Raw genomic sequence first — 21,360 nt, 5'->3', positions numbered from 1 at the left:
GCAACAAGACCCCGGAGCTCCCGCCATGGAACCGCGCCTGAGTCACCAGACCCTGATACAGACGGTGCTCTTCCTGTCGGAGGACAATGTTCGCCGGGGCCTGGGCGGGCCCTTTGCGGCACTGGTGGTCAAGGATGGCGTCATCATCGGCCAGGGCTGCAATCGGGTAACCGGCAAGCATGACCCGACGGCCCATGCGGAAATGGAGGCGATCCGCGCGGCCTGTCATCGGCTGGGCAGCCACCAGCTTGATGGCTGTGTGATCTACAGCAGTTGCGAACCCTGCCCCATGTGCCTGGGCGCCATCTACTGGGCACGGCCTGACAAGCTGTTTTATCTGAACCGTCAGACCGACGCGGCCCATATCGGTTTTGATGATCAGTTTATCTACCAGGAGCTGGCTCTCCCTGCCGCACAGCGACAACTGGCCACTGAGCAGGTTGAACATCCGCAACGGTTAACGGCGTTCCAGTTATGGCAGGCCAGTGAGGACCGGGAGGATTACTGACCCCTCACACCCAATGACCCCGCCCAGCCCGGCCTGTTAATCTGTAGCCCTCATGGTTAGCAGAGCGCCCACAATGACCCGCCCCTACGGTTTCCAGTTCGACAACAGTTACACCCATCTACCGGAAGACCTGTTTTCCCGCTGCCCCCTGCAGTCGGTGAAGACGCCGCAGATGGTGTTGTTCAACCGGGCCCTGGCCGGGGAGCTGGGACTGGACGGCGAGGCACTGGACAGCCCGGCCGGGGCAGCGATTCTCGCCGGGAATGAACAGATCGACGGCAGCGACCCGATCGCCCAGGCCTACGCGGGCCACCAGTTCGGCAACCTGACCATGCTTGGCGATGGTCGCGCCATTCTGCTGGGCGAGCAGATGACACCGGACGGAGCCCGCCGGGACATCCAGCTCAAGGGCAGCGGCCGCACGGTCTTTTCCCGGGGCGGTGATGGCCGCGCGGCACTGGGTCCCATGCTGCGCGAATACATCATTAGCGAGGCCATGCATGGGCTGGGCATTCCTTCCACTCGCAGTCTGGCGGTGGTCCGCACCGGCGAATCCGTATTGCGGGAAACCGCCCTGCCCGGCGCCATTCTCACCCGGGTGGCGGCATCCCACCTGCGGGTAGGCACTTTCCAGTATGCCGCGGGCAGACAGAACCCGGCCCTGCTGGAAACCTTGGTGGATTACACCCTGAACCGCCACTACCCGGACCAACAGGCCAGCGACAACAAGGCCCTGGCGTTGCTGGATGCGGTGATGGAGCGCCAGTTGGATCTGATCGTTCACTGGATGCGGGTGGGCTTTATCCACGGGGTGCTTAATACCGACAACGTGACACTCAGCGGCGAAGGCATCGACTTCGGCCCCTGCGCCTTTATGGACAGCTTCGATCCAGACACGGTGTTCAGTTCCATCGACCACCAGGGCCGCTACGCCTATGGCAATCAGCCCACCATCACCCAATGGAACCTGAGCCGTTTCGCCGAGACCCTGCTGCCACTGATTGACGAGGATGTGGACAGCGCTATCGAAAAAGCCACCGCGGTGATCAAATCCTTCAACCAACGTTACAGTGAAAAATGGCTGGCGATGATGAAGAAGAAGCTGGGCCTGTTCGGTGATGACCCGGTGGATGAAAAGCTGATTACCGATCTGCTGGAATGGATGAAAACCCAGCGGGCGGATTACACCAATACCTTCCGCGATATCACCCGCGAGACCTTCCCGGAACACCGCGACTACCAGGATGATGCCTTCATCAACTGGCACCAGCGCTGGCAGGTTCGCCTGGGTCGCAACCGCAAACCGCTCAAATCGTCCCTGTGCCTGATGCACAATCACAACCCGGCGGTGATTCCCCGCAACCATCGTGTGGAAGACGCCTTGATCGCCGCTGAACAGGGTGACCTGGCTGTCACCACATCATTGTTGAACGCGCTGGCCGACCCCTATGGGGACCGCGACCCGGACGACCACTATCGACAGCCGCCCGCACCGGAAGAGCGTGTTTGTCAGACCTTTTGCGGCACCTGATAACCGGTTGGCCCGACCCTGACTTTGCCCGGCCCACAAAAGACGCCGTAGTCTGGATCGCGATCAGGTCAGGGGTTCGATGAAAACGTGACGGAGAAGCCGCCGCGCTGCCATAGCCATGCCACCCACAAGGTATGCAGGTTGATCAGCACGGCCAGCACCCACTCGAACCCATCGTCCATGCTGTCGTAGTGTTCCGGCCAGATCATCCCCAGAATCAATGACGCGATCCCCACCAGCAGGGTAAACCCGCTCAGGGCAAACAGCCTGCGGCCCGCCCGGGATAGCGCCGTGGTACGCAAGGAGGCGCTCAATCCCAGTTGCGCCAGGTAGGTGAGCCCGAAGAACCCCACGACACCGATCCGACGCAGCAGGTAGGGCGTATCCCCCGCGTGGCCAAGCACCACCGTATAGAGAGCCAGAGGCAGGGCCGCCAGCATCCCCAACCCCCACCAGAGCCGGGGCTCCACCCCCAGCTGTCGCAGCCACTGGCGATTGGACCACCAGAACAACACCATGCAGACACAGGCAGGCAACATGCCCGCCTTGAAAACGAAGTAGGCCGTGCCGGAACGGGACGCGCGGGAAATGCTGGTACAACCCTCGAACCAGGGCAGACACCAGGGGACCAGCTGCTCACTGGCAGAGAGCAGATAGCAGACATGCATGGTCACCAGCGGCAACAGGGCAGTGGCCCAGGCCAGTGGTGCCAGGCGGGCAGCGGTTGGCGACGTGGTCATGGAGTGAGATTAACGCAAGACAACGCGCCATCACACCAGTGGAATCACGGCCAGCGCGCCAACGGGTTACCGGAAAACAAACCGCAACGCCTTGCGCAGGGTGCACTGAGCCTAAAGCGAACTGCACCATTCAAACGCCGGATCGGTGCAGTTCGCCTTAGGCTCAGTGCACCCTACGTTTTAGCAAGCCCTGGAGTTTGCTATTGCTCACCTTGCAGTTTGTCCAGGGTGCGCAGCTCGAAGTCGCTGGCGTCATGCCGCTCCCACAATTGACTGGAGGGTTCCCCCCAGGCCCGGTTTACCTTACGGCCACGCTCCACCGCCGGACGTTGGCGGATTTGCTCCGTCCAGCGCAACACATTCTTGTAGGTGTGCGCTTCGATAAACTCCGCCGCCTCATAGACCTTGTTGGTCACCAGCGCTCCATACCAGGGCCAGATCGCCATGTCGGCAATGGTGTATTCATCGCCGGCAATGTAATCGTTTTCCGCCAGCTGGCGATCAAGCACATCCAGTTGGCGCTTGATCTCCATGGTGTAACGATTGATCGGGTATTCGTATTTTTCCGGGGCATAGGCATAAAAATGGCCGAAGCCGCCCCCCAGCAAGGGCGCACTGCCCATTTGCCAGAACAGCCAGCTCAACGTTTCGGTACGCTTGCCCGGATCCTCGGGCAGAAACTCGCCGAATTTTTCTGCCAGATACAGCAGGATATTGCCGGATTCGAACACCCGACGCGGCGGGGTAACACTGTGATCCACCATGGCGGGAATCTTGGAGTTGGGATTCACTTCCACAAAGCCACTGCCAAACTGATCGCCATTCTGGATATTGATCAACCAGGCATCGTACTCCGCGTCCTTGTGACCTTTTTCCAGCAGCTCTTCGAGCATCACGGTGACCTTTACGCCATTGGGGGTCGCCAGGGAGTATAGCTGCAGGGGATGCTTGCCCACTTGCAGTGCCTTGTCATGGGTGGGCCCGGCGATGGGCCGGTTGATATTGGCAAAGGCACCGCCGTTAGCCTGGTCCCATTTCCAGACGCGAGGTGGGGTGTAGGTGGGGTCAGACATAGTTGCTCCCGATCGATAACAGGCATGGCCTGTGCACGTTGAATGTTGTCTCATCATGGCCAGCCCGGGCGCCCGGAACAAGCTGAAAAAAATGGACAAACGCTTCAAATTAATCGATCGGTCGACTCACTCTCATGCTGTTGCACTTCCCAAAGGTGCGCATACAAACCGCCCCGGGCCAGCAACTCAACATGGCTGCCCTGCTCCGCCACCTGGCCGTTATCCAGCACAATGATGCGATCCGCATCCATGATGGTGGACAGGCGATGGGCGATCACCAGGGTGGTCTGCTGATGCGAAATCTCACCGATAGCCTTGAGAATGATCTTTTCGGAGTGACTGTCCAGCGACGACGTGGCTTCATCGAAAACCATGATGGGCGGATGCTTGAGCAGAGCACGGGCGATGGACACCCGCTGCTTTTCGCCGCCGGACAGTTTCAGGCCCCGCTCACCCACCATGGTGTTCTCGCCCTTCGGCAGGGAGGCGATGAAGTCGGACAGGTAGGCCAGACGAATGGCCTCTCGCACCTCATCATCACTGGCGTCAATGCGACCATAACGGACGTTCTCGAAAATGCTGGTATTGAATAGCACCGTATCCTGGGGCACCACGCCGATCTGTCGACGCAAGGAACGCTGGCTGACCTGGCGAACGGACTGGCCATCGATAGTGATGTCTCCGCTGCTCACGTCATAAAAGCGAAACAGGAGTTTGAAGAGGGTGGATTTGCCCGCCCCGCTGCTGCCCACAATCGCCACCTTCTGTTTGGACGGCACGGTAAAACTGACGCCACGAATAATGTCCCGCGTATCGCCATAACCGAAGTGCACATCATGGAAACGGATCTCGCCGTCAGCCACGGTCAGTTCTGTGGCGTCATCGCGATCCACCACGCCCGGCTTCACGTCCAGCACCGCAAACATGTTTTCAATATTGGTCATGGCCCCTTTCATTTCCCGGTACACGAAACCGAGAAAATTCAGCGGCATGAACACCTGCATCATGAAGGCATTGATCAGCACGAAGTCACCCAGGGTCATCACCTTGTCGGTGACCTGCACTGCCGCCAGCACCATGGCGGCGGTCACCGCCACGGCAATAATCAGGGACTGCCCTGCATTGAGCGCAAACAGTGACAGGCGGTTCTTGCCCCGGGCAAGCTCCCAGCGCTCCAGGTTTTCGTCGTAGTGGCGCGCCTCAAAATCCTCGTTGGTGAAGTATTTCACCGTTTCATAGTTGAGCAGGCTGTCGATGGCCCGGGTGCTGCTGGAGGACTCCGCCTGGTTAGCCTCACGGATAAAGGCCAGCCGCCATTCCGTGGCGAACACGGAAAAGCCCACGTAGGCGGCCACCGACACCGCCACAATCAGGGCAAACCAGACATCGTAATTCCACAGCAGCAGCCCGATGACCATGCCGATTTCCAGCAGGGTGGGCAGGATATTGAACACCATGAAGCGCAGCAGAAAACTGATGCCATTGGTGCCCCGCTCGATATCCCGGGACAAGCCGCCGGTGCGACGATTGAGATGAAAATCCAGATCCAGGGTGTGCAGGTGCCGAAACACCTGCAGGCCAATCCGGCGCATGGCGCGCTCGGTGACGCGGCCGAATAAGGTATCGCGCAGCTCACCAAACAACACATTGGAAAACCGCACCACGCCGTAGGCCAGCAACAGCCCCAGCGGCAGGGTAATCAGTTCACTGACATCCTTGGCGTCCAGCCCGTCGACGATATGCTTGAGAATAAACGGCAGCCCCACACTGGCCAGCTTGGCCAGCACCAGGCACAGCACCGCCAGGCCAATGCGGGCGCGAAATTCCAGCAGGTAGGGAAACAGGGTTTTCAGCACGGACCAGTCGATGGGCTTGGGGGTCACATCCTGGCTCATACCGCGCATAACAAGGCCTGCTTTGGAGAAAAGAGTCCGCAGTATAACAACATGGCGGGCAACAATCGGATGACGGAGCGCCCGGGAACCCTATTACCGTTAATGAAACATTTTCCGGCTTTCCGTAGGAGCGTCGCTCGCGGCGCGATTGCTAACGTCGGGTTATGCACTTCGTTCCGGTTCGCGCCGCCAGCGACGCTCCTACAAATAATGTCATTGCTAGGGCATGCCGGTTTTCATCGTCGGGCTAACGGGAACGGGACTGCAGCCACACCGCCAGGCCCTGGCTGTTGAGCTGGATATCCAGCCCCAGCACCGCGTCCAGCTGCTCGTCGGACATCTCGCAGCCATGTTCCCGGGCGCAGCGAAACAGATACTCCCTCATGGCCGTCATCAGCGCTTGTTCCTGCGCATCACCGTCGGACGTTGCCACCACGGCTTCCGCCAGCGCCACATAGTCATCCACCATGGTCAGCAGCCGCTCGCCCAGGGGCTGCGGGTTTTCCACCATGCCGTAATGGGTGAGATAGATTCGCTCGGGTTTCAGGGCCAGCAAGGTGCGAATGGAGGCTTTCAGGGCCGGTGGATCGAATTGCACCGGGGTGGTGGTCGGGCAGATAAAGGGGCCGTTGACGGTGGTCAGGGGCGGATAGGACAGGCCAAAGGTGTCACCGGTGAAAATCCCGCGGGACGCGGGGTCATACACACAGAAATGATGACGGGCATGCCCGGGGGTATCGATGAAGACCAGCTTGCGATCCCCCACGGAGGCTTCATCACCGTCATCCATGGTGCGCACCCGGCGCTCATCCACGGGAATGATATCGCCATAGATTTCGGCAAACTGTTCCTCACCGTATACCGCTGTGGCACCGGCCTTGAGTTTTGCCGGATCAATCATATGGCGAGCGCCGCGCGGATGTACCAGCAGGGTGGCTTCAGGTAACGCTGCCATCAAACCACCAACACCCCCGGCATGGTCCAGATGCACATGGGTGGGGATCACATACTTCACCTGTGAAAGCTCGATACCACGCGCCTCCAACAACGCCAGAATGACTGGCACTGTATTGTGGGTACCGGTTTCAATGATGGCGCATGCCTGATCCGCCTGAAGCAGATAACAGGCCGCCAGCCCTTCGTGCACCATGGCTGTATCGATGCGGGTGATGTGATGACCGATATCCAGGTAGGTGGGGACCGTCATGGAAACTCCTGAGATTGCAGCGTCCCCCGACTATAGGTGACGCCACCGCCATCAGCCACTCGACATTGGTGTGACGCCTGACAGGACCGGCCTACAGACTTCCTGCGCAACGCCAGCCCGCGTAGCGGATCAGGAAATATGCCGAAACGCCCGCTTCTGCGGATCCGCAGGCAGATTCTTGTGCAACGCCCCCCGCAGCATGCGGAGATTCATTTTTTCGCTTAATCGGGCCACCCCGGGCACCTGATAGTGCGCCAGGGTGGAGAGCCGGTTGGCTGCCTTGTAGGCCAGCACCGCCCGATGCCAAAACGCACTGCGCGGCAACGCATACACATCTGCCAGTTCATCGCCCAGACAGATGCGGCTCAATTCAAACAACAACCCTTCCGACAGCCGGAAGGGCGGCTGGCCGGCCAGGGCGGTGATCACCGTCTGGGCCAACAGGCGGCCCTCTTCGTTGGGGTTGTACTGGCGTTCGCGGATACGCTGGTACTGGTAGATCTCCTCATCCAGGGAGTCCGTGAGCATCTCGTCACAGACCCCGTTCTGACGCGCCATGAAACGCCACAGGTGATGACTTGCCGCCCTGTCATCATCACTGAGCGCTGCCCCCATACGTTCCATGCCGCGCAGGGCCAGGTAGTTGAACTCGATAATGGTGAAGGCCATGTCTTCCTGGTTGATTGGCGCGTCGTACTTTTCCGTTTCCCAGCCCCGCTCACGCAAGTACTTGCGCACCATGGCATGCAGCAATCGCACTTCCATCACCGTGCGATGCCCTTCTGCCCCGGGACGCAGTCCGCCGGGCACGTTCATATTGTGGGTCATCTGCGATGTCTCGTAGACCCGGCGCAATACGTCCTGGTGCAACCGCCCGGTGGCAATCAGCACATGGGTCGCCTTGCTCAGGGAATAACCCTCCACCAGGCTGCTCACCAACAGGGCAATGGAGCGCACATTGGCAAAGCCCAGGTTCACCCGGGCGGCATGCTCCACCTGCTGCCAGTCCACCCAGGACGGTATGGTGTGACAGTGGTCCAGATAATCGGAGAAAACCCCACCCTCATGCTTTGCCCGGGCGAAGACCTCATCCAGCATCTGTGCCGGGCGGGCCCGCTGGATACGAGCTGCCACGGCATCCGCCAGGGGGTCACAGGTGCCACGCATGCGATCCATCACCCTGTCCGCGTATTTGGCCTCCCAGTGGCGATTGGCCTGGGGGGAAACCATGGCTGCCGGTACCGTCATGACGATTCCCTCTTGCAGTTTGCTGTCCCCGGACCATAATCCAAGCAACTACTTGGTTAATACTTGGTTTTATGGACCGACAGAATCTCCCTCTCAGCGCCCTGAAAAAACAACCCTCCCAGCCCCGTGCCCTGCGCACGGTGGAGCGCATCATTGCAGCCACCGATGAACTGGTGCTGACACAGGGACTGGACGCCCTGACCACCAACAAGGTGGCCGAGCAGGCCAACGTCAACATCGCCACCCTTTACCAGTATTTCCCCAACAAACAGGCCCTGCTCAGCGCGGTGGTACAACGCTATCTGAACGACCTGACCCGAGGCCTCAACGATATGCTGGATGGGCTGGGGGACACGTCGGTGGAGGAATCCACCCGACTGTGGGCCAGCCTGGGGATTCAGCATTTCCGGCAGCGCGGCGGCATTCTCCCGGAGTTACTGAAAAGCCAGCACATGATTACCAACCTGCCGGAAGGACGGGATGTTGAGCGGCGGCTGATGGAAGCCATGCACCGCTTTCTGATCAAGCAACGCCAACGGCTCCAGGTAAAAGACCTGGACCGGGCCATCTACATTGCATTCAACGCCTGCAGCGCCATTCTCACCAAACACTTGCTGGAGCCGGTACCGTTCTACACGGACGCGGAAATCGTGGAGGAAGTCACCCTCCTGATGACCCGCTATTTCTATGGGTCGGCGTAATAGCCCAGGGCATTCACGCTCTCTTGCCCTCCCCGTCACCACGATGCTTTTTTGTCTGCGAAAAGGGCCACCCCATGACCGGAATGACTGCACTGCTGATTTATATCGTCTGGACGCTGATTCTGGCGCTCAGCTACGCCACCTACCGACTGCCGCTGGTACTCACCGGCAAGAAAGCCGCCAATCACTGGGAGCGGGGCAACCCGGTTGATGACCCGGCCATCCTGATTCGCGCCAAGGCTGCCCACCTGAATTGCCTGGAAAACCTGCCCCTGTTTGCCGCCCTGGTACTGGTTGCCGCGGCCACGGGTCAGAGCGAGACCGTCAACGCGGTGGCAGGCTTCATTGTGGCGGCACGCATCGGGCAAAGCCTGGTGCACCTGATCGGCACCAGCTTTCCGCTTGTATTTGTCCGCGCCAGCCTCTTCCTCGCCCAGGTGGCCCTGATGCTGTATCTGGCTGTGGCTCTGATATAACCAGCTTCGCCGTTTGATCAGGGACACGGAACCGCCCTGAAAAAAACAGCGGCCTTGGCCGCTGTTTTTGTTATCAAGGAGAAAGCCGAACTTACTCGCCGTCACCGGCAAGAAAGGCATCCAGCAACAAGGCGCTGTTGGCCTGTACGGCGGTGGTGATCGCCAGGCCGGGATTTTCGATGCGGAATTTCGGATTGTGGTTGAGCGGCGGCAGTTCGCCGGTGCTCATGTACGTCTTCATCACATCCGGGGCGCCACCGCCCACTTCCACGAACAGGGTCTCGGCATCGTCGATACCCGCCACCAGCATGGGGAAATCTTCGGACCCCATCACCGGGGGAATGCCGGGCATGATCCGTTTTTTCCCAAGAGCCCCTACCAGAGTGGCATTAGCTTTCTCCGCCAGGGCCGGCTCGTTAATCACCGGTTCCGCATACCCCAGCATGGTGATGGTGGGCTCGCGCTCCTTCGGCACTCCGGCGGCGACGGCAATACCCCGGGTTTCCCGATCGATGGCATCCAGCATGGTCTGGCGCACGCCCTTGTCGAACCAGCGCAGGTTCAATTTCAGGGTGCCGGTTTCCGGAATCACGTTATGGGTTTCGCCCACCTGCATGGCGCCCACCGTCAGCACTGCCGGATCCTGGGCGGGGATGTTGCGGCTGACGATGGTCTGGTAGGCCATCACCGCCCGCGCGCCCATGACTACCGGATCAATGGTGCCTTCCGGGCGGGAACCATGGCCGCCGATGCCTGTGAGATGCACATCCAGCTGATCACTGCCAGCCATGCGGCGGCCGGCTTTCACCGCCACCGTGCCCGCCGGCCACACCGGATACACATGGGCGGAAATCAGCAGGGAGGGCTTGGGTACCTTGTCATAGAGGCCGTCGTCCACCATGGCCTGGGCACCGGCAATCAGCTCTTCCGCCGGCTGGCCCACCAGCACCAGGGTGCCGGACCAGGCATCGCGGGTTTCCATCATCACTTTCGCGATGCCCAGCAACCAGGCGGTATGGGAATCGTGGCCACAGGCATGGGATACATAGCTGGTGCTGCCATCATCCAGCTCCACCTGTTTTTTGCTGGCATAGGGCAGACCACTTTCCTCTTTTACCGGCAGGGCATCCATGTCGCTGCGGAACATGATCACCGGGCCGTCGCCGTTTTTCAGTACTGCCGCCAGGCCGGTTTTGGCAATACCGGTATGCACCTGGTAACCCAGTTTCTTCAGCCGCTTGGCCACGAGCGCGGAGGTATCATGCAGGTCGAAGGCCAGCTCCGGGTTGGCGTGCAACTGGCGAAACACCTTCTCCAGCTCCGGCTGCTGGTCTACCGCCAGTTGATTAACCTTTTCGCTAAGAGGCGTCGGAATGGCGGCCTGTGCCGGGCCGCAGGCCATCACTGCGCCAGCCAGAAGGCTGTTACGCAGCCCATTGATGAATGACATGTGCTCTCCCTTTATTTTTTTGGAATGTAATTTCAATAATTGACCACAGGAGGGGCGAGCGGGTCAAGGAGAGGCTTTTCAATCGGGGACACATGAATGGGCGCCGGAAAACGCCGGGATAACACCCGCTTTACGCGACGTGTTCGGCTCAAGCACTGCGTCGTTGGAGCCTTGCTGGCAAGGCGAAGACGTTCAATCCGGCGCCGGGACGGCAAATGGCGCTTCGCTTTGCCAGCAAAGCGCCAACGGGGAGCCTGAATCAGCCATCATCCTGGCGCTTGCGCCATTCGCGGGGAGACAGGCCGGTCCAGGTCTTGAAGGCACGGGTGAAGTTGGCCGGGTCACCATAACCAAGGGCCTCCCCGATGCGGCGAATTTCCAGGTCCGGGTCCGCCAGCATCTGGCAGCTGTCCCGCCGGCGGGCGGCTTCCAGCAGCTGCTGGTAACTGTAGCCCTGTTCCTGCAGGCGCCGCCGCAGGGTGCGGGGCGTCAGGTGCAGACTATCGGCCAGGGCTTCTGGAGACGGGTACCCGTCGGCACCCGGGATCAGGGCAGCACGGGCACGGCGCAGAATGTCATCGTCGTCATCCACCAGCGCGCTTTCCCGTTCGCACTGGGCCAGTGCCAGTGACAGGGCTTCCGGATTGGCAGTGGGTAGCGGTTGATCCAGCAGGGTGATATCCCCCGTCAGGGAAATGCCAGCCTGGGGCATGCCGAAACGAACCGTCGGCAGCAACGACTGCCAGCGATCAAACCCCGCCGGCGCCTGCCCATACACCCAGATCTCCCGCTGCTCGGGCAGGTGTGGTATCAGAAATTCCATGCCCCGATACATGCTGGTCAGCATGGAGCTCATCAGCATGTCGCGCAGGGCGTCCGGCGCGCGCAGCTCCATCACCAGCTCCATCAACAGGCGATTCTCGCTTTCGCTTACCATCAACCGCGCCCCGCGCCCGCGCAGATGCCAGAAGCGTTCCAGAATGGTGATGGCCTCACGGGGGCTCCCGGCGCACATCAGGGCATAGCCCAGGTTGCCGTGGGCGGTGAGGGGCATGCGGTCGCCAGAGGCAAACCCCAGGCTGCCATTGCCCGTGAGTGACAGTGCCGCCGCCCCCATCATCCAGGTTTCGTGCAAGGACAACCGCCCGGCAGGATCGTCAATCTGCTCGGAGGCAACACCGGCAATCTGCAATAGCTGCTCCCGGGAGGCGCCACTCTCCACTGCCGCTTCCATGAAGGCACGCGGGTAGGTGGCAGACTGATTGCGCTGACGCACCCAGGCCGGGAGCGATGCCAGTTGTTCAGTCGTGGCTGTCAGGATTTCGCGTTGCGGCATTTGGCCACCAATGACAAGTACAATGTCCGTGCAGAATCTCACGCCCCCTGCCCCGAAACCAGTACCGTATGAGCCATATTAAGACAGAAGGGCCGCAAACGGCCGCAAGGAGCACGACCATGAATGCCACTGTTCCCATCAATCAGGACAAGAAACGCAAAGGCCTCATCGGTACCGTACGCACCGTCGCCAGCAAGACCCCCAAGAACATGATTCCCAAGGTGCGTCGCCCCCAGTTCGCCTTCAGCGAGGCGAACGATATGCCACGCTACTGGTGGGACAACGACCCGGCGAAAACCCTGCTGCTGGCCGCCCTGTCCGCCAGCTTCCCGCCCGGTGAGCGTTTTTTCATTGATTCGGTGCGCCATTACCAGGATCAGATCACCGACCCGGAACTGAAGAAAGCCATCAAGGGCTTCATCGGCCAGGAAGCCCACCACTCCCGTGAGCACGAACTCATGAATGGTTTTCTGCAGGAACGCGGGGTGGATCTGGCCCGGCTGGAGCGGGAAATCCTGGGTTTCATGAATCTCATGCGCAAGTATCTGAGCCCGGAACGCCAGCTCGCCCACACCGTGGCCGTGGAGCATTTCACCGCACTGATGGCCGAGGAGTTCCTGCTCAAATACGACGCCCTGGAACAGATGGACCCGCGCATCGCGCCGATCTGGGCCTGGCATGCCATCGAGGAATCCGAGCACAAGGCGGTGGCGTTTGATGTCTACAAGGCCATCGGCGGCAGCGAGTTCACCCGCGTCACGGAAATGATGGTCGTCAGCGTGCTGTTCCCGGTGTTCTCTGCCGTACATCTGGTGCAATTGATGAAAGAAGACGGCCAGCTGGGCAACATGAAGTCATGGCTCAGCGGCTTGAACTACATGTGGGGCCGCCCCGGCGTATTCCGCAAGCTGCTGCCCTCCTACTTCAAGTTCTACAGCCCCAGGTTCCACCCGTGGGATCACGACGCCCGGGATCTGGTGGAGAAAGCGAAGAAGAAATGGCTGGGTGACTGGGGCTGATTCCAGCGAGCCTTGCCTGCCAACGAATCGTCACCGGGAACATCGCTTGCAAACAAGGCCTTAAGCGACGATCAGCGGGCGGGGGAGACCCGGTACCTATCCACTAGGTCTCTCGCCCGTTCCCGCTCCTCCTGGATCTGGCTTTTCCAGTCTTTTAGTTTCGGGTTGAGTCGGGTTACAGCCATGAAATAGGCCAGATCCCGGTACGCTTCATACTGCTCCTCGCTGTACCAGATGTCCGCCGTGGTGTTCTGCGGGAAGGCATTGTGCTGCCCGCTTTCACTGTCGTAATAGCGGGCCACATTGCAGGAGTAATGCGCCGCATCTTCGCCAAGATCCGCCAGCGAGGTCAGGCAGGCCTGGTCGGGCTGGGCGGCCAGATTGTCGGCCACCATCCTTTCGTCCAGCGATAACTTCACATAAAGAATCCGGCTGGGCACCTGCCAGGGAAAGCCGGTCGCTATCAGCTCAAACACCCCCGCGCCCTGGCGCTGAATATAATCACCGGCCAGCGGGCAGTGGCTGGACTTTTCGTCTTCGGCACACGCCAGCGTAATTCCCAGGTTGGTTTCCAGGTTTCCCCGGATGCGTTTGAGCGATTCGAATTCGTAGTCGGGGTCATGCTCGGCATCCACCACCACGATTCGTTTTGTGCCCCGCTCGATCAGAGAGTACAGCCCCAGGTTCTCGGCATGGCCACCATCGCTGATACGTAGTGTCGCGTGATACTGCTCCGGCACGACGAACTTCAGGGGGAACCCGCCCAGCAGCTTGTAGGTCCAGAACCAGACACTGCCCATAGGCCCTTCCTGGGTGGCGGGATTGCGCATCTTGTAGCCGAGATTCACATTGGCGGCGGAGACAAAGAAATCCCCCACTCCCCGCAACTGTCTGGCGCCTTCATCCACCGCCGCACCGGATGTGGCAACCGCTTTGGAAAAAGAAATCGGGGCCAACAACTGCTGTTCCGGCTGGTAACTGGTATGGGCCGATCCCCACTGAACCGGAGAGAAGCTAAAGACACTTTTCTCCAGCGAGGCCATGTCGTAATTATCGTCGTCATCGAAAAAGCTGTATGGCCGAATCAACTTGGTGTTGATGATCGGCAGGGACAATGGTGGCACATAGTCTCCCGCCTCGGTGAGCGCGTCCGCACAGGCGTTATAGGCCAATGCAAACTCGCGCAGGTGACGAAAGTGCAGTTCCTCAGTTTGGGAAGCCCGGCGCCATATCAGCACGCTGCCATTACGGGCGTTCATAAACTGGTCGGGTTCATGTTCGAAGTAATCCACATAGGCATCATGGTTGGCGTTAGGTGCCAAACCATAGGCCCGCTCCAGCCCTTTCCGGTAGGCATTGGTAAACACCGAACCATTGATCAGTCGCAGATTCAGAAAACCATCCGTCACCCAGTAGAAAGGCAGCGACACCACATGGGAGGTGATTAGCCCACCGCTCTCAAGGGCCTGCATGGCCTCGTTGCTGGAATAGTTGATAATGTCTGACTGGTCCGCGATATGACGCTGATAGGCATCGTCCGCCAGGATGTCGCCGTCCGTCCGCGACAGGAAAAACGGCGCCAGATTTTCCACACCCTGATCATCGCCATGTTTTTCTGCCACCTGCCGGCAAAAGGGCGTGGACACCACATCAGCAGTGCCGGCCATATCACTCAGCACGCTGGCGTAGAATTCCCGATTTCTGTCGGGCAAGCCTCTCGTCTTTTCATCATCCCGCTTCTGCGCGGACATGGTCCCGTAGAAACGCTGCGACATCAGCCAGTAAGAGGTGTAACCACCGCCGGACACCGACGAGATGGCATCCGCCTCTTCCAGCAAGCCGGCCTGGTTGAGCGCCTTCAACACTCCCATGGAAAACGAGGCGGAACGGGCCCCGCCCCCTGACAATGCGATCGAAAATGCATCTCTGGGATAAGGGGTGCCGGAAGCCGTATCATCCAGGCAGCGCTGCAAGGCAGCGGTAGGCTCACCTCCCTCGTAGCCTTTCACACCAAATCGCAGTAGCAGTTCCTGACAGAAACGGCTGCGCAGATAGCCTTGCTGATCTTCAGCACTGACGACCTTGTCGCCGGATGCTCCGGTGATCTGTGATAAACGATCTGGTGTGTCATGCGTAGCACAGCCGGACAGGGCGGCAGACAGCACCATGCCCAGCAGGCAGGCCGTGAAGTTCCTTTTCATGTTGTTGTTCCCCGTTTTTTTATATTTTTCTTACAGCAGTATGTCGTTGCTCAGGATAACGGGTAAAGATAGATTGCGCTTAACCTTTCTTCGACAAGGCCAGCAAATCGCCGGCGTAGGCATTCACATCAAAGGGAGCCGTCTTATCGGCACTGGCAGCAATATGGCGAGCCAGCAACTGGGCCATCTGGCTCAAGGCGTCATCATGATCCAGCCCTTGAGATGTCAGTGCCATCATCACCAGACCGGCTTCCCGCGGGTGCCCTTCGGCAATCTGGTTTTCGATGGCCTCGACCAAGGCCTCGTGGGCGAAATCGTCTTCTGACTGTTCCATATCGTTCATGCTCACTCCTGAAATGGGTCTCTCTGGCAGCGAGCCCATGCACAGTCGGCACTCGCCGTCAGGTGGCGCGGACCGCCTCGGTGACTGGAAAACCGTAGATGACCCGGCTTGCGGTCACCGTCATCCTGTTCGTCCATGTTTACGCCCTGTTCCATTCTGACCCCATTCTACACCGCTGGCCGATGGACTGTGCCGCTACCGGGCACCGGTTTTTTCCTGTCTCATCCGCGCCGAGGCGATATTCATCAAGCGCCGAAACTGGCCGCATTCAAGGTGACTGGGGGCCGGGCATTTTGCTGCATGGCGCAGGCCATCACGCATAGCTGACAGTTTGCGGATAGTGTCATCCAGCTCATCGGCCTTTGCCGACAGGGCATCCCGGTCAATGCTGGGCTCGCCCCCGGCATCGAACATTTCGCCGATTTCATCCAGTGAAAACCCTGCGGCCCGCCCCAGGGCAATCAGCGCCAATTGATCCAGTATGCCGGGAGCAAAGATTCGCTTTAGTCCCCGGCGCCCGGTGGAAAGGATCAGCCCTTTCTCTTCGTAATAGCGCAGCGTCGACGCCGGCACGCCGGACCGGCGCACCACTTCGGTAATATCCAACACGACCTTGACCTCAAGCCAGCTTCAAGTTGCAGAGTATCAGCAAAGTCATCTTGAGGAAGCCCCATGGATAACGTTATCGCGTTTTTACCCAGCCTGATCGTCATCGGTTTCTGCGCCACCCTGGTCATGGATGCCTGGAGCTGGCTACGCCAGCCCTTGCTGGGAGTCGCCCCACCCAACTACGCCATGGTGGGCCGCTGGTTGCTGCATATGCGCCACGGGCAATTCCGCCACACCGCCATTGCCGCATCGCCCGCCATGCCTGGTGAAAAGACCGTCGGCTGGCTGGCCCATTATCTGACCGGCCTGGCCTTCGCGGGAATTCTGCTGGGTATAGCAGGACAAAGCTGGATCGAGAAGCCCTCCCTGGGGCCGGCCTTGCTGGTGGGTATTGGCACCGTTGCCGCGCCGTTTCTGTTGATGCAGCCGGGCATGGGAGCCGGCATGGCGGCCTCCCGCACGCCGGCCCCCAACGCCGCACGCCTGCAGAGCCTGCTGACCCATGCCGTATTCGGTCTGGGCCTGTATCTGGGTGGCTGGGTGTCACACGGTTTGCTGAACTGATAGTGAGACCCGGGAGCAACGCTTCGCGATGGTAACCATTGGGGCCTGCGGCCATGTATCCTGTAGACATCTCTGCGCCATGCCGCTTCCGCCCGGGCAGGCCAGGACACATAACCAGGAGCACCATGACCACCTTACTGCTGAATCTGCGCCGGGTTCCCGATGACGAGGCCGATGAAGTGCGCGCCTTGCTGGAACAAAACCAGATCCTGTTCTATGAGACGGCCCCGAGCATGTGGGGGATTTCCTCCGGGGGCATCTGGCTGACCCAGCCTGAAGATCGCGAGCGCGCCAAGGCTTTGCTGGCCGACTATCAGCAGGACCGCGCCCGCCGCCAGCGAGAAGCCTATGAACAAGCACAACGGGAAGGCACAGCGCCGACGCTGGGTGGGCGTTTGCGTGAACAGCCACTGCGCGTGGTTGGGTTGTTGGTGGCCGTGCTGGCGCTATTGCTGGTAACGCTGCTGCCGTTCCTCACTCTGGGTTAGGGCGTTGCTTTTCGCCCTTTCTCGCCGTCGTTGTTCAGTGCTTGCGCGCACCCAACACTTTTCGCCACAGCGGACGCGGCTGGGCTTTGCGCGCTTCATCCATGCTCGACAGCATGCCGGTGATGGCATCCGAGACCTGTTCACGCAATTGCCAGAGCACGGCGGGATCGTTTTCCTGGCCTTGCAGGTGCGCCGTGGGAATGGGTTTGCCGATGGAAAAATGGAAAGGCTCCGCCTTGGGCAGCAGGGTGGGACCAATCCCTTTCACCAAGGGCATAAACAAGTCGCCGCCACGCATCAGCGAGTTGACCTTGTCGTTGCCCAGCAACCGTTTGCCGAGCCAGCCGTTGGCAAAATCGTCACCGTCATAAACGATGTCGTAGGCCTCGTCACAGCCCAGTGACGCAAAGGGGATGATGTCGAACCCCTGCTCGATGGCCATATAGACGAACCCGGTACGCTTCTTCCATACCAGCTTGTTGATCTCGTCCCGACGCTTGGCCACCTCCCGGGCGCCGCCCGGAAACACCAGCACATGCTGGCCACTTTCCATCAGCCGGCGGCAATTTTCACGGGTACCGGGCACGGCGCCGAAACGGGTCACCAGCTTGCCCCATACCGGCGTCGGAAAATGGAAATGATCGCCCAGGGAACGGGGGAACACGCCCGTCTGCCGATACAACTCGTAGACAAACAGCGGGGAGTCCAGCACGCCCATCAGCGCGTGATTTCCCACAAACAATCCCGGTCGTTGCGGATCCACATTTTCCGCCCCTTCCAGCGTTGCTGCGAAATAGCGGCGCTGCAGGGCGGTCACCCGGGCCATGGTTCGCAGGGACGGGGGACGGAAATCTTCAATGGGGATCTCAATATCGGACACGATTACCTCAGTGTGTGTTCGCTGGCCGCATCGCCAGGGTGCGCAAGCCTAGCATTATAACGGCGGGTTACCATGGCAGATCCGCCCTTTCCGGCCAGTCAGAACGGGCAATCGCGGCAGAACAGGGGAATCGGGGAGGAAGCCCCGCAGGGGGACCGGCAATTACTCGGGGGTAGCCGCTGACGCCAGCTGCAGCAGATCGCGGGCGTAGGCGTTCACGTCAAAGGGGCGGTCTTCCTGCATGGAATGCGCAATCTGCGCCGCCAGCACATCGGCCATCTTCACCAGGGCATCGTCACGGTCGACGCCCTGACCAATCAGGTCCATGATCACCAGACCTGCCTCGCGGGGATGACCATCGGCGATCTGGTTTTCCACCGCTTCCACCAGCGCCTGCTGGGCGAAATCGTCTTCTGCCTGCTCAAGTTCTTTCATGGGTTGTCCCAAAAATCCGCCATCATCATTTAGCTTGGCGCCCATGATAACAGAGCCGGCCCGGGAGAGATTCAACCTGCTATCAGCCACTCCGACAATTTCGTGGCCAGGGTATCCAGGATCGCCTCATGATCCAGCCCGGCCGGCGCCATCAATACCAGATGCAACAGACTGCCTGCCGTGGAGGTTGCCATCAGATACAGGGTATGGGGGTGAACGGTCATCTGATAATGCTGGCGGGTTTTCTGCAAGCCGCTCTCCAGTACCTGCTGCAAGTCTTTCTGCAATTGCCGGGTGGCCGGTAACTGGTGCAGATAGGGCACCTGAAACACCAACACCCGTAACAGCTTGCGCTGCCGGCGCATCAGCGAATACAGCGCGCCCAGAAAATGGCGCATGGCCACAGGCAGGTCATTGCGGCTACTGGTCAGGTCCAGGCGGTCATGCAGCAGGGACGTGGTTTCCGCCAGCAGCGCCTCAGACAGGCGCGCCACCACGGCTTCCTTGCCCGGGAAATACTCATACACCGATCCAATGCTGACTCCGGCCACCTGGGCGATGGCATTGGTGCTCAGCCCCGCATACCCATGGCGCTCCAGAATCCGAGCGCAGGCCTCCACCATGGCGGCGACGGAGGCTTTTGACCGCGCCTGCTTTGGCTCTTTTTTCATCGAAAAATCAGTGGCTTGCCAATTTCCTGTGCGCATATCCCCGCCCCCCGCTCCGGTCAGGAAATCCGAGTTTTTCCGAGTATATGCTCAGATTAGAATGGCTGCACGATGACCGTCACCACAAACCGCGAGTCCCCCATGGCCAACGATATCCAGTTCAGACGCCCCAAAATCGGCCCCTACTTCAGCCGTCTCCGCCACCACTGGGCCTGGAACGCCAGGAGCCTGCTGACACCCGGACAGGCCCTTCGCGATCGGGTGCAGGGGAAAGTGGTACTGCTCACCGGTGCCAGTTCCGGCATTGGCGAAGGCGTGGCCGACAAACTGGCTGATGCCGGCGCCACCCTGTTACTGGTGGCCCGTAATGCGGACAAGCTGGAGGCCATTGCCACCGGGATCCGCAAACGGGGCGGCCGGGCGTTTATCTATCCGGGCGATCTCACCGACCTGGATGATTGCGATCGCATCTGCCAGCAGGCCCTGGCCGACCACGGTCATGTGGATATCCTGATCAATAACGCGGGCCGCTCCATCCGTCGCTCGATCAAATTTACCGTGAACCGTTTCCACGATTACGAGCGCACCATGCAGCTCAATTATTTTGCCGCCTTGCGTCTGGCCATGAACCTGCTGCCCGTCATGGAAGCCCGTGATGAGGGCCATATCATCAATGTGTCCACCGTGGGCGTGCAGGCCAACCCGGCCCGCTTTTCCGCCTATCTGGGTTCCAAGTGGGCACTGGAAGGCTGGACCTGGGTGGCCGCCAATGAATATGCCCATACCAACCTGCGGTTTTCTTCCATCAACTATCCCCTGGTGCGCACGCCCATGATTGCGCCCACCAAAATCTATGATTACCTGCCGGTCATGTCACCGGAGACGGCGGTGAACTGGCTGCTGGATGTGGTCATCACCCAGAACAAACGCAAACTGGGCATCTTCGGCAAGGGCGCCCTGGCCATGTATTACCTGTTACCGAAAACCTCCGAGTCCATCGTCAACCTGAGCTACCAGAGCCTGTTTGAAACACCGCCGGCGGATTATGTGTCACGCAAGGCGCGCGGCGAAAACCGCGTCATGGACACCGCAGAGGGTCACAACGACAGCAAGGTGGCACCGTTTCGTGCCAGAGACAGCCAGCACCGGGCCTAGGAATTCACTGACAGGCCCGGCCTGATCCGTGGACACCCCAGCGGGACGGCAGACGGCCTGAGCGCGAATAAAAGCTCAAGGCAGTTACCGCCACCAGAATCAGTGCCATACCGACCCCCTGTGGCGCGGCCAGGCTTTCCTGCAAGATCACCACGCCAAACAACGACGCAGTCACCGGCTCCACCATGGCCACGATGGACGCCACCGCCGGCGGCACATCCCGGAGGCCGATCACATAAATGACAAACGACAATCCGGCCCCCAGCACACCGAGCCCGGCAAACAGCGGCCAATCGGGAGAACGGATCGCTGCCACAATCTGCCCGGCATTGGCCGGCGCCATCAGCAGCATCACCAACACCGCAAAAGCAATGGAGAGAATCGCCTGGGGACTGCCATGGGGCGCGGCATACTTGAATCCGAAAATGAAGACTGCATAGCTGAGCCCGGCCAGTAAACCGGCAACCACACCCATCATGGTCAGCCCCTCTCCGCCCATGTCGTAGACCCGGGTCAACAGCACGATACCCAGCATCACCACGGCCATGGCAGCCAGCTTCAACCGTGAAGGCTGCTCCAGGCGAAAAACAAACGACACCAGATACACAAACACCGGGGCGCAATACATCAAGGTCGCGGCCACGGCCACGCTGCCCCGGGAAATACTGAGAAAATAGAACGCGAAATTACCCGCCACCCCCAGGCCGGCAACGCTGGACCAGAGCCATAATCGGCGGCTCCTCAGGCCATGGCCGGCGGGCTGCAGAACCAGCCAGACCAGCACAAACAAACAGCAGTCCGATGGCGCCCCGGTAGAAAGACACCAGCAAGGC

22 protein-coding genes are annotated in these 21,360 nt (G+C 60.0%); 8 read left to right on the top strand and 14 right to left on the bottom strand.

Features of this window, described 5'->3' with window-relative positions; all coding sequences use genetic code 11:
- The first annotated feature begins 25 nt into the window (after positions 1-25).
- Both A3714_RS00235 and A3714_RS00230 read left to right on the top strand, forming a co-directional pair.
- Positions 26-508: a nucleoside deaminase gene (locus A3714_RS00235; protein WP_063509812.1), complete on the top strand. Its 483-nt coding sequence runs from the start codon at positions 26-28 to the stop codon at positions 506-508.
- 73 nt (positions 509-581) lie between these two features.
- Entirely contained in the window at positions 582-2,039 is a 1,458-nt protein-coding gene (locus tag A3714_RS00230; RefSeq protein WP_063509813.1) for a YdiU family protein, read from the top strand.
- Positions 2,040-2,107: 68 nt separating this feature from the next.
- Here the strand turns inward: A3714_RS00230 and A3714_RS00225 are convergent, their stop codons facing one another.
- From A3714_RS00225 to A3714_RS00205, 5 genes are all read right to left on the bottom strand, one after another.
- Entirely contained in the window at positions 2,108-2,779 is a 672-nt protein-coding gene (locus A3714_RS00225; protein WP_063509814.1) for a hypothetical protein, read from the bottom strand.
- 200 nt (positions 2,780-2,979) lie between these two features.
- Positions 2,980-3,852 (bottom strand): glutathione-dependent disulfide-bond oxidoreductase, encoded by an 873-nt coding sequence (gene yghU / locus A3714_RS00220; protein ID WP_063509815.1) that lies wholly within the window; start codon positions 3,850-3,852, stop codon positions 2,980-2,982.
- Positions 3,853-3,956: 104 nt separating this feature from the next.
- Positions 3,957-5,756: an ABC transporter ATP-binding protein/permease gene (locus A3714_RS00215; RefSeq protein WP_063509816.1), complete on the bottom strand. Its 1,800-nt coding sequence runs from the start codon at positions 5,754-5,756 to the stop codon at positions 3,957-3,959.
- Between the two features lie 238 nt (positions 5,757-5,994).
- Complete coding sequence (locus A3714_RS00210) at positions 5,995-6,954, bottom strand: MBL fold metallo-hydrolase (protein ID WP_063510123.1); 960 nt, start codon at positions 6,952-6,954, stop codon at positions 5,995-5,997.
- Between the two features lie 129 nt (positions 6,955-7,083).
- On the bottom strand, positions 7,084-8,202 hold the full coding sequence (locus A3714_RS00205) for an oxygenase MpaB family protein (protein WP_062815533.1): 1,119 nt from the start codon (positions 8,200-8,202) through the stop codon (positions 7,084-7,086).
- Between the two features lie 71 nt (positions 8,203-8,273).
- On the opposite strand from A3714_RS00205, the gene A3714_RS00200 reads away from it, so the two are divergent.
- Both A3714_RS00200 and A3714_RS00195 read left to right on the top strand, forming a co-directional pair.
- Complete coding sequence (locus tag A3714_RS00200) at positions 8,274-8,903, top strand: TetR/AcrR family transcriptional regulator (protein WP_062815532.1); 630 nt, start codon at positions 8,274-8,276, stop codon at positions 8,901-8,903.
- A 74-nt stretch (positions 8,904-8,977) separates the two neighbouring features.
- The gene (locus A3714_RS00195; RefSeq protein ID WP_063510124.1) at positions 8,978-9,379 is read left to right on the top strand and encodes an MAPEG family protein; all 402 of its coding nucleotides are present in this window, start codon (positions 8,978-8,980) and stop codon (positions 9,377-9,379) included.
- A 91-nt stretch (positions 9,380-9,470) separates the two neighbouring features.
- Here A3714_RS00195 and A3714_RS00190 read toward each other — a convergent pair whose 3' ends face one another.
- Positions 9,471-10,829 (bottom strand): amidohydrolase, encoded by a 1,359-nt coding sequence (locus A3714_RS00190; RefSeq protein WP_063510125.1) that lies wholly within the window; start codon positions 10,827-10,829, stop codon positions 9,471-9,473.
- A 259-nt stretch (positions 10,830-11,088) separates the two neighbouring features.
- A complete protein-coding gene (locus tag A3714_RS00185) occupies positions 11,089-12,165 on the bottom strand; it encodes an AraC family transcriptional regulator (RefSeq protein ID WP_231865966.1) in 1,077 nt (358 codons plus the stop codon).
- A 119-nt stretch (positions 12,166-12,284) separates the two neighbouring features.
- On the opposite strand from A3714_RS00185, the gene A3714_RS00180 reads away from it, so the two are divergent.
- A complete protein-coding gene (locus A3714_RS00180; protein ID WP_063510126.1) occupies positions 12,285-13,184 on the top strand; it encodes a metal-dependent hydrolase in 900 nt (299 codons plus the stop codon).
- A 71-nt stretch (positions 13,185-13,255) separates the two neighbouring features.
- On the opposite strand, the gene A3714_RS00175 is transcribed toward A3714_RS00180, so the two are convergent.
- The 3 genes from A3714_RS00175 to A3714_RS00165 all read right to left on the bottom strand — a co-directional run bounded on the left by A3714_RS00175 (position 13,256) and on the right by A3714_RS00165 (position 16,337).
- The gene (locus tag A3714_RS00175; RefSeq protein ID WP_063510127.1) at positions 13,256-15,385 is read right to left on the bottom strand and encodes a patatin-like phospholipase family protein; all 2,130 of its coding nucleotides are present in this window, start codon (positions 15,383-15,385) and stop codon (positions 13,256-13,258) included.
- Positions 15,386-15,464: 79 nt separating this feature from the next.
- Positions 15,465-15,728: a hypothetical protein gene (locus A3714_RS00170; RefSeq protein WP_063510128.1), complete on the bottom strand. Its 264-nt coding sequence runs from the start codon at positions 15,726-15,728 to the stop codon at positions 15,465-15,467.
- Positions 15,729-15,923: 195 nt separating this feature from the next.
- Positions 15,924-16,337, bottom strand: a complete 414-nt coding sequence (locus tag A3714_RS00165; RefSeq protein WP_063510129.1) for a helix-turn-helix domain-containing protein — start codon at positions 16,335-16,337, stop codon at positions 15,924-15,926.
- Positions 16,338-16,400: 63 nt separating this feature from the next.
- Here A3714_RS00165 and A3714_RS00160 point away from each other — a divergent pair, with 63 nt between their 5' ends.
- Positions 16,401-16,901: a DUF2938 domain-containing protein gene (locus tag A3714_RS00160; RefSeq protein ID WP_063510130.1), complete on the top strand. Its 501-nt coding sequence runs from the start codon at positions 16,401-16,403 to the stop codon at positions 16,899-16,901.
- 125 nt (positions 16,902-17,026) lie between these two features.
- Positions 17,027-17,389, top strand: coding sequence for a DUF6164 family protein (locus A3714_RS00155; RefSeq protein WP_062815526.1), 363 nt, complete (start codon positions 17,027-17,029; stop codon positions 17,387-17,389).
- A 34-nt stretch (positions 17,390-17,423) separates the two neighbouring features.
- Here A3714_RS00155 and A3714_RS00150 read toward each other — a convergent pair whose 3' ends face one another.
- The 3 genes from A3714_RS00150 to A3714_RS00140 all read right to left on the bottom strand — a co-directional run bounded on the left by A3714_RS00150 (position 17,424) and on the right by A3714_RS00140 (position 19,375).
- Positions 17,424-18,269 carry a lysophospholipid acyltransferase family protein gene (locus A3714_RS00150; protein WP_231865965.1) on the bottom strand — a complete coding sequence of 282 codons (846 nt, stop codon included), beginning with the start codon at positions 18,267-18,269 and terminating at the stop codon, positions 17,424-17,426.
- Positions 18,270-18,431: 162 nt separating this feature from the next.
- Positions 18,432-18,704, bottom strand: a complete 273-nt coding sequence (locus A3714_RS00145; protein WP_062815977.1) for a hypothetical protein — start codon at positions 18,702-18,704, stop codon at positions 18,432-18,434.
- A gap of 71 nt (positions 18,705-18,775) precedes the next feature.
- Entirely contained in the window at positions 18,776-19,375 is a 600-nt protein-coding gene (locus A3714_RS00140) for a TetR/AcrR family transcriptional regulator (protein ID WP_231865964.1), read from the bottom strand.
- Between the two features lie 108 nt (positions 19,376-19,483).
- On the opposite strand from A3714_RS00140, the gene A3714_RS00135 reads away from it, so the two are divergent.
- Positions 19,484-20,527 carry an SDR family NAD(P)-dependent oxidoreductase gene (locus tag A3714_RS00135; RefSeq protein WP_231865963.1) on the top strand — a complete coding sequence of 348 codons (1,044 nt, stop codon included), beginning with the start codon at positions 19,484-19,486 and terminating at the stop codon, positions 20,525-20,527.
- 4 nt (positions 20,528-20,531) lie between these two features.
- On the opposite strand, the gene A3714_RS00130 is transcribed toward A3714_RS00135, so the two are convergent.
- Positions 20,532-21,360, bottom strand: an 829-nt coding sequence (locus tag A3714_RS00130; protein ID WP_063527138.1) for a DMT family transporter, incomplete at its 5' end; no start/stop codon positions are given.

Origin of the sequence: Alcanivorax sp. HI0007 (assembly GCF_001635525.1) — a bacterium.
Taxonomy (GTDB): Bacteria; Pseudomonadota; Gammaproteobacteria; order Pseudomonadales; family Alcanivoracaceae; genus Alcanivorax.
Note: the sequence above shows the minus strand (reverse complement) of the source record. Positions and strands in the feature narration are given on the sequence as shown.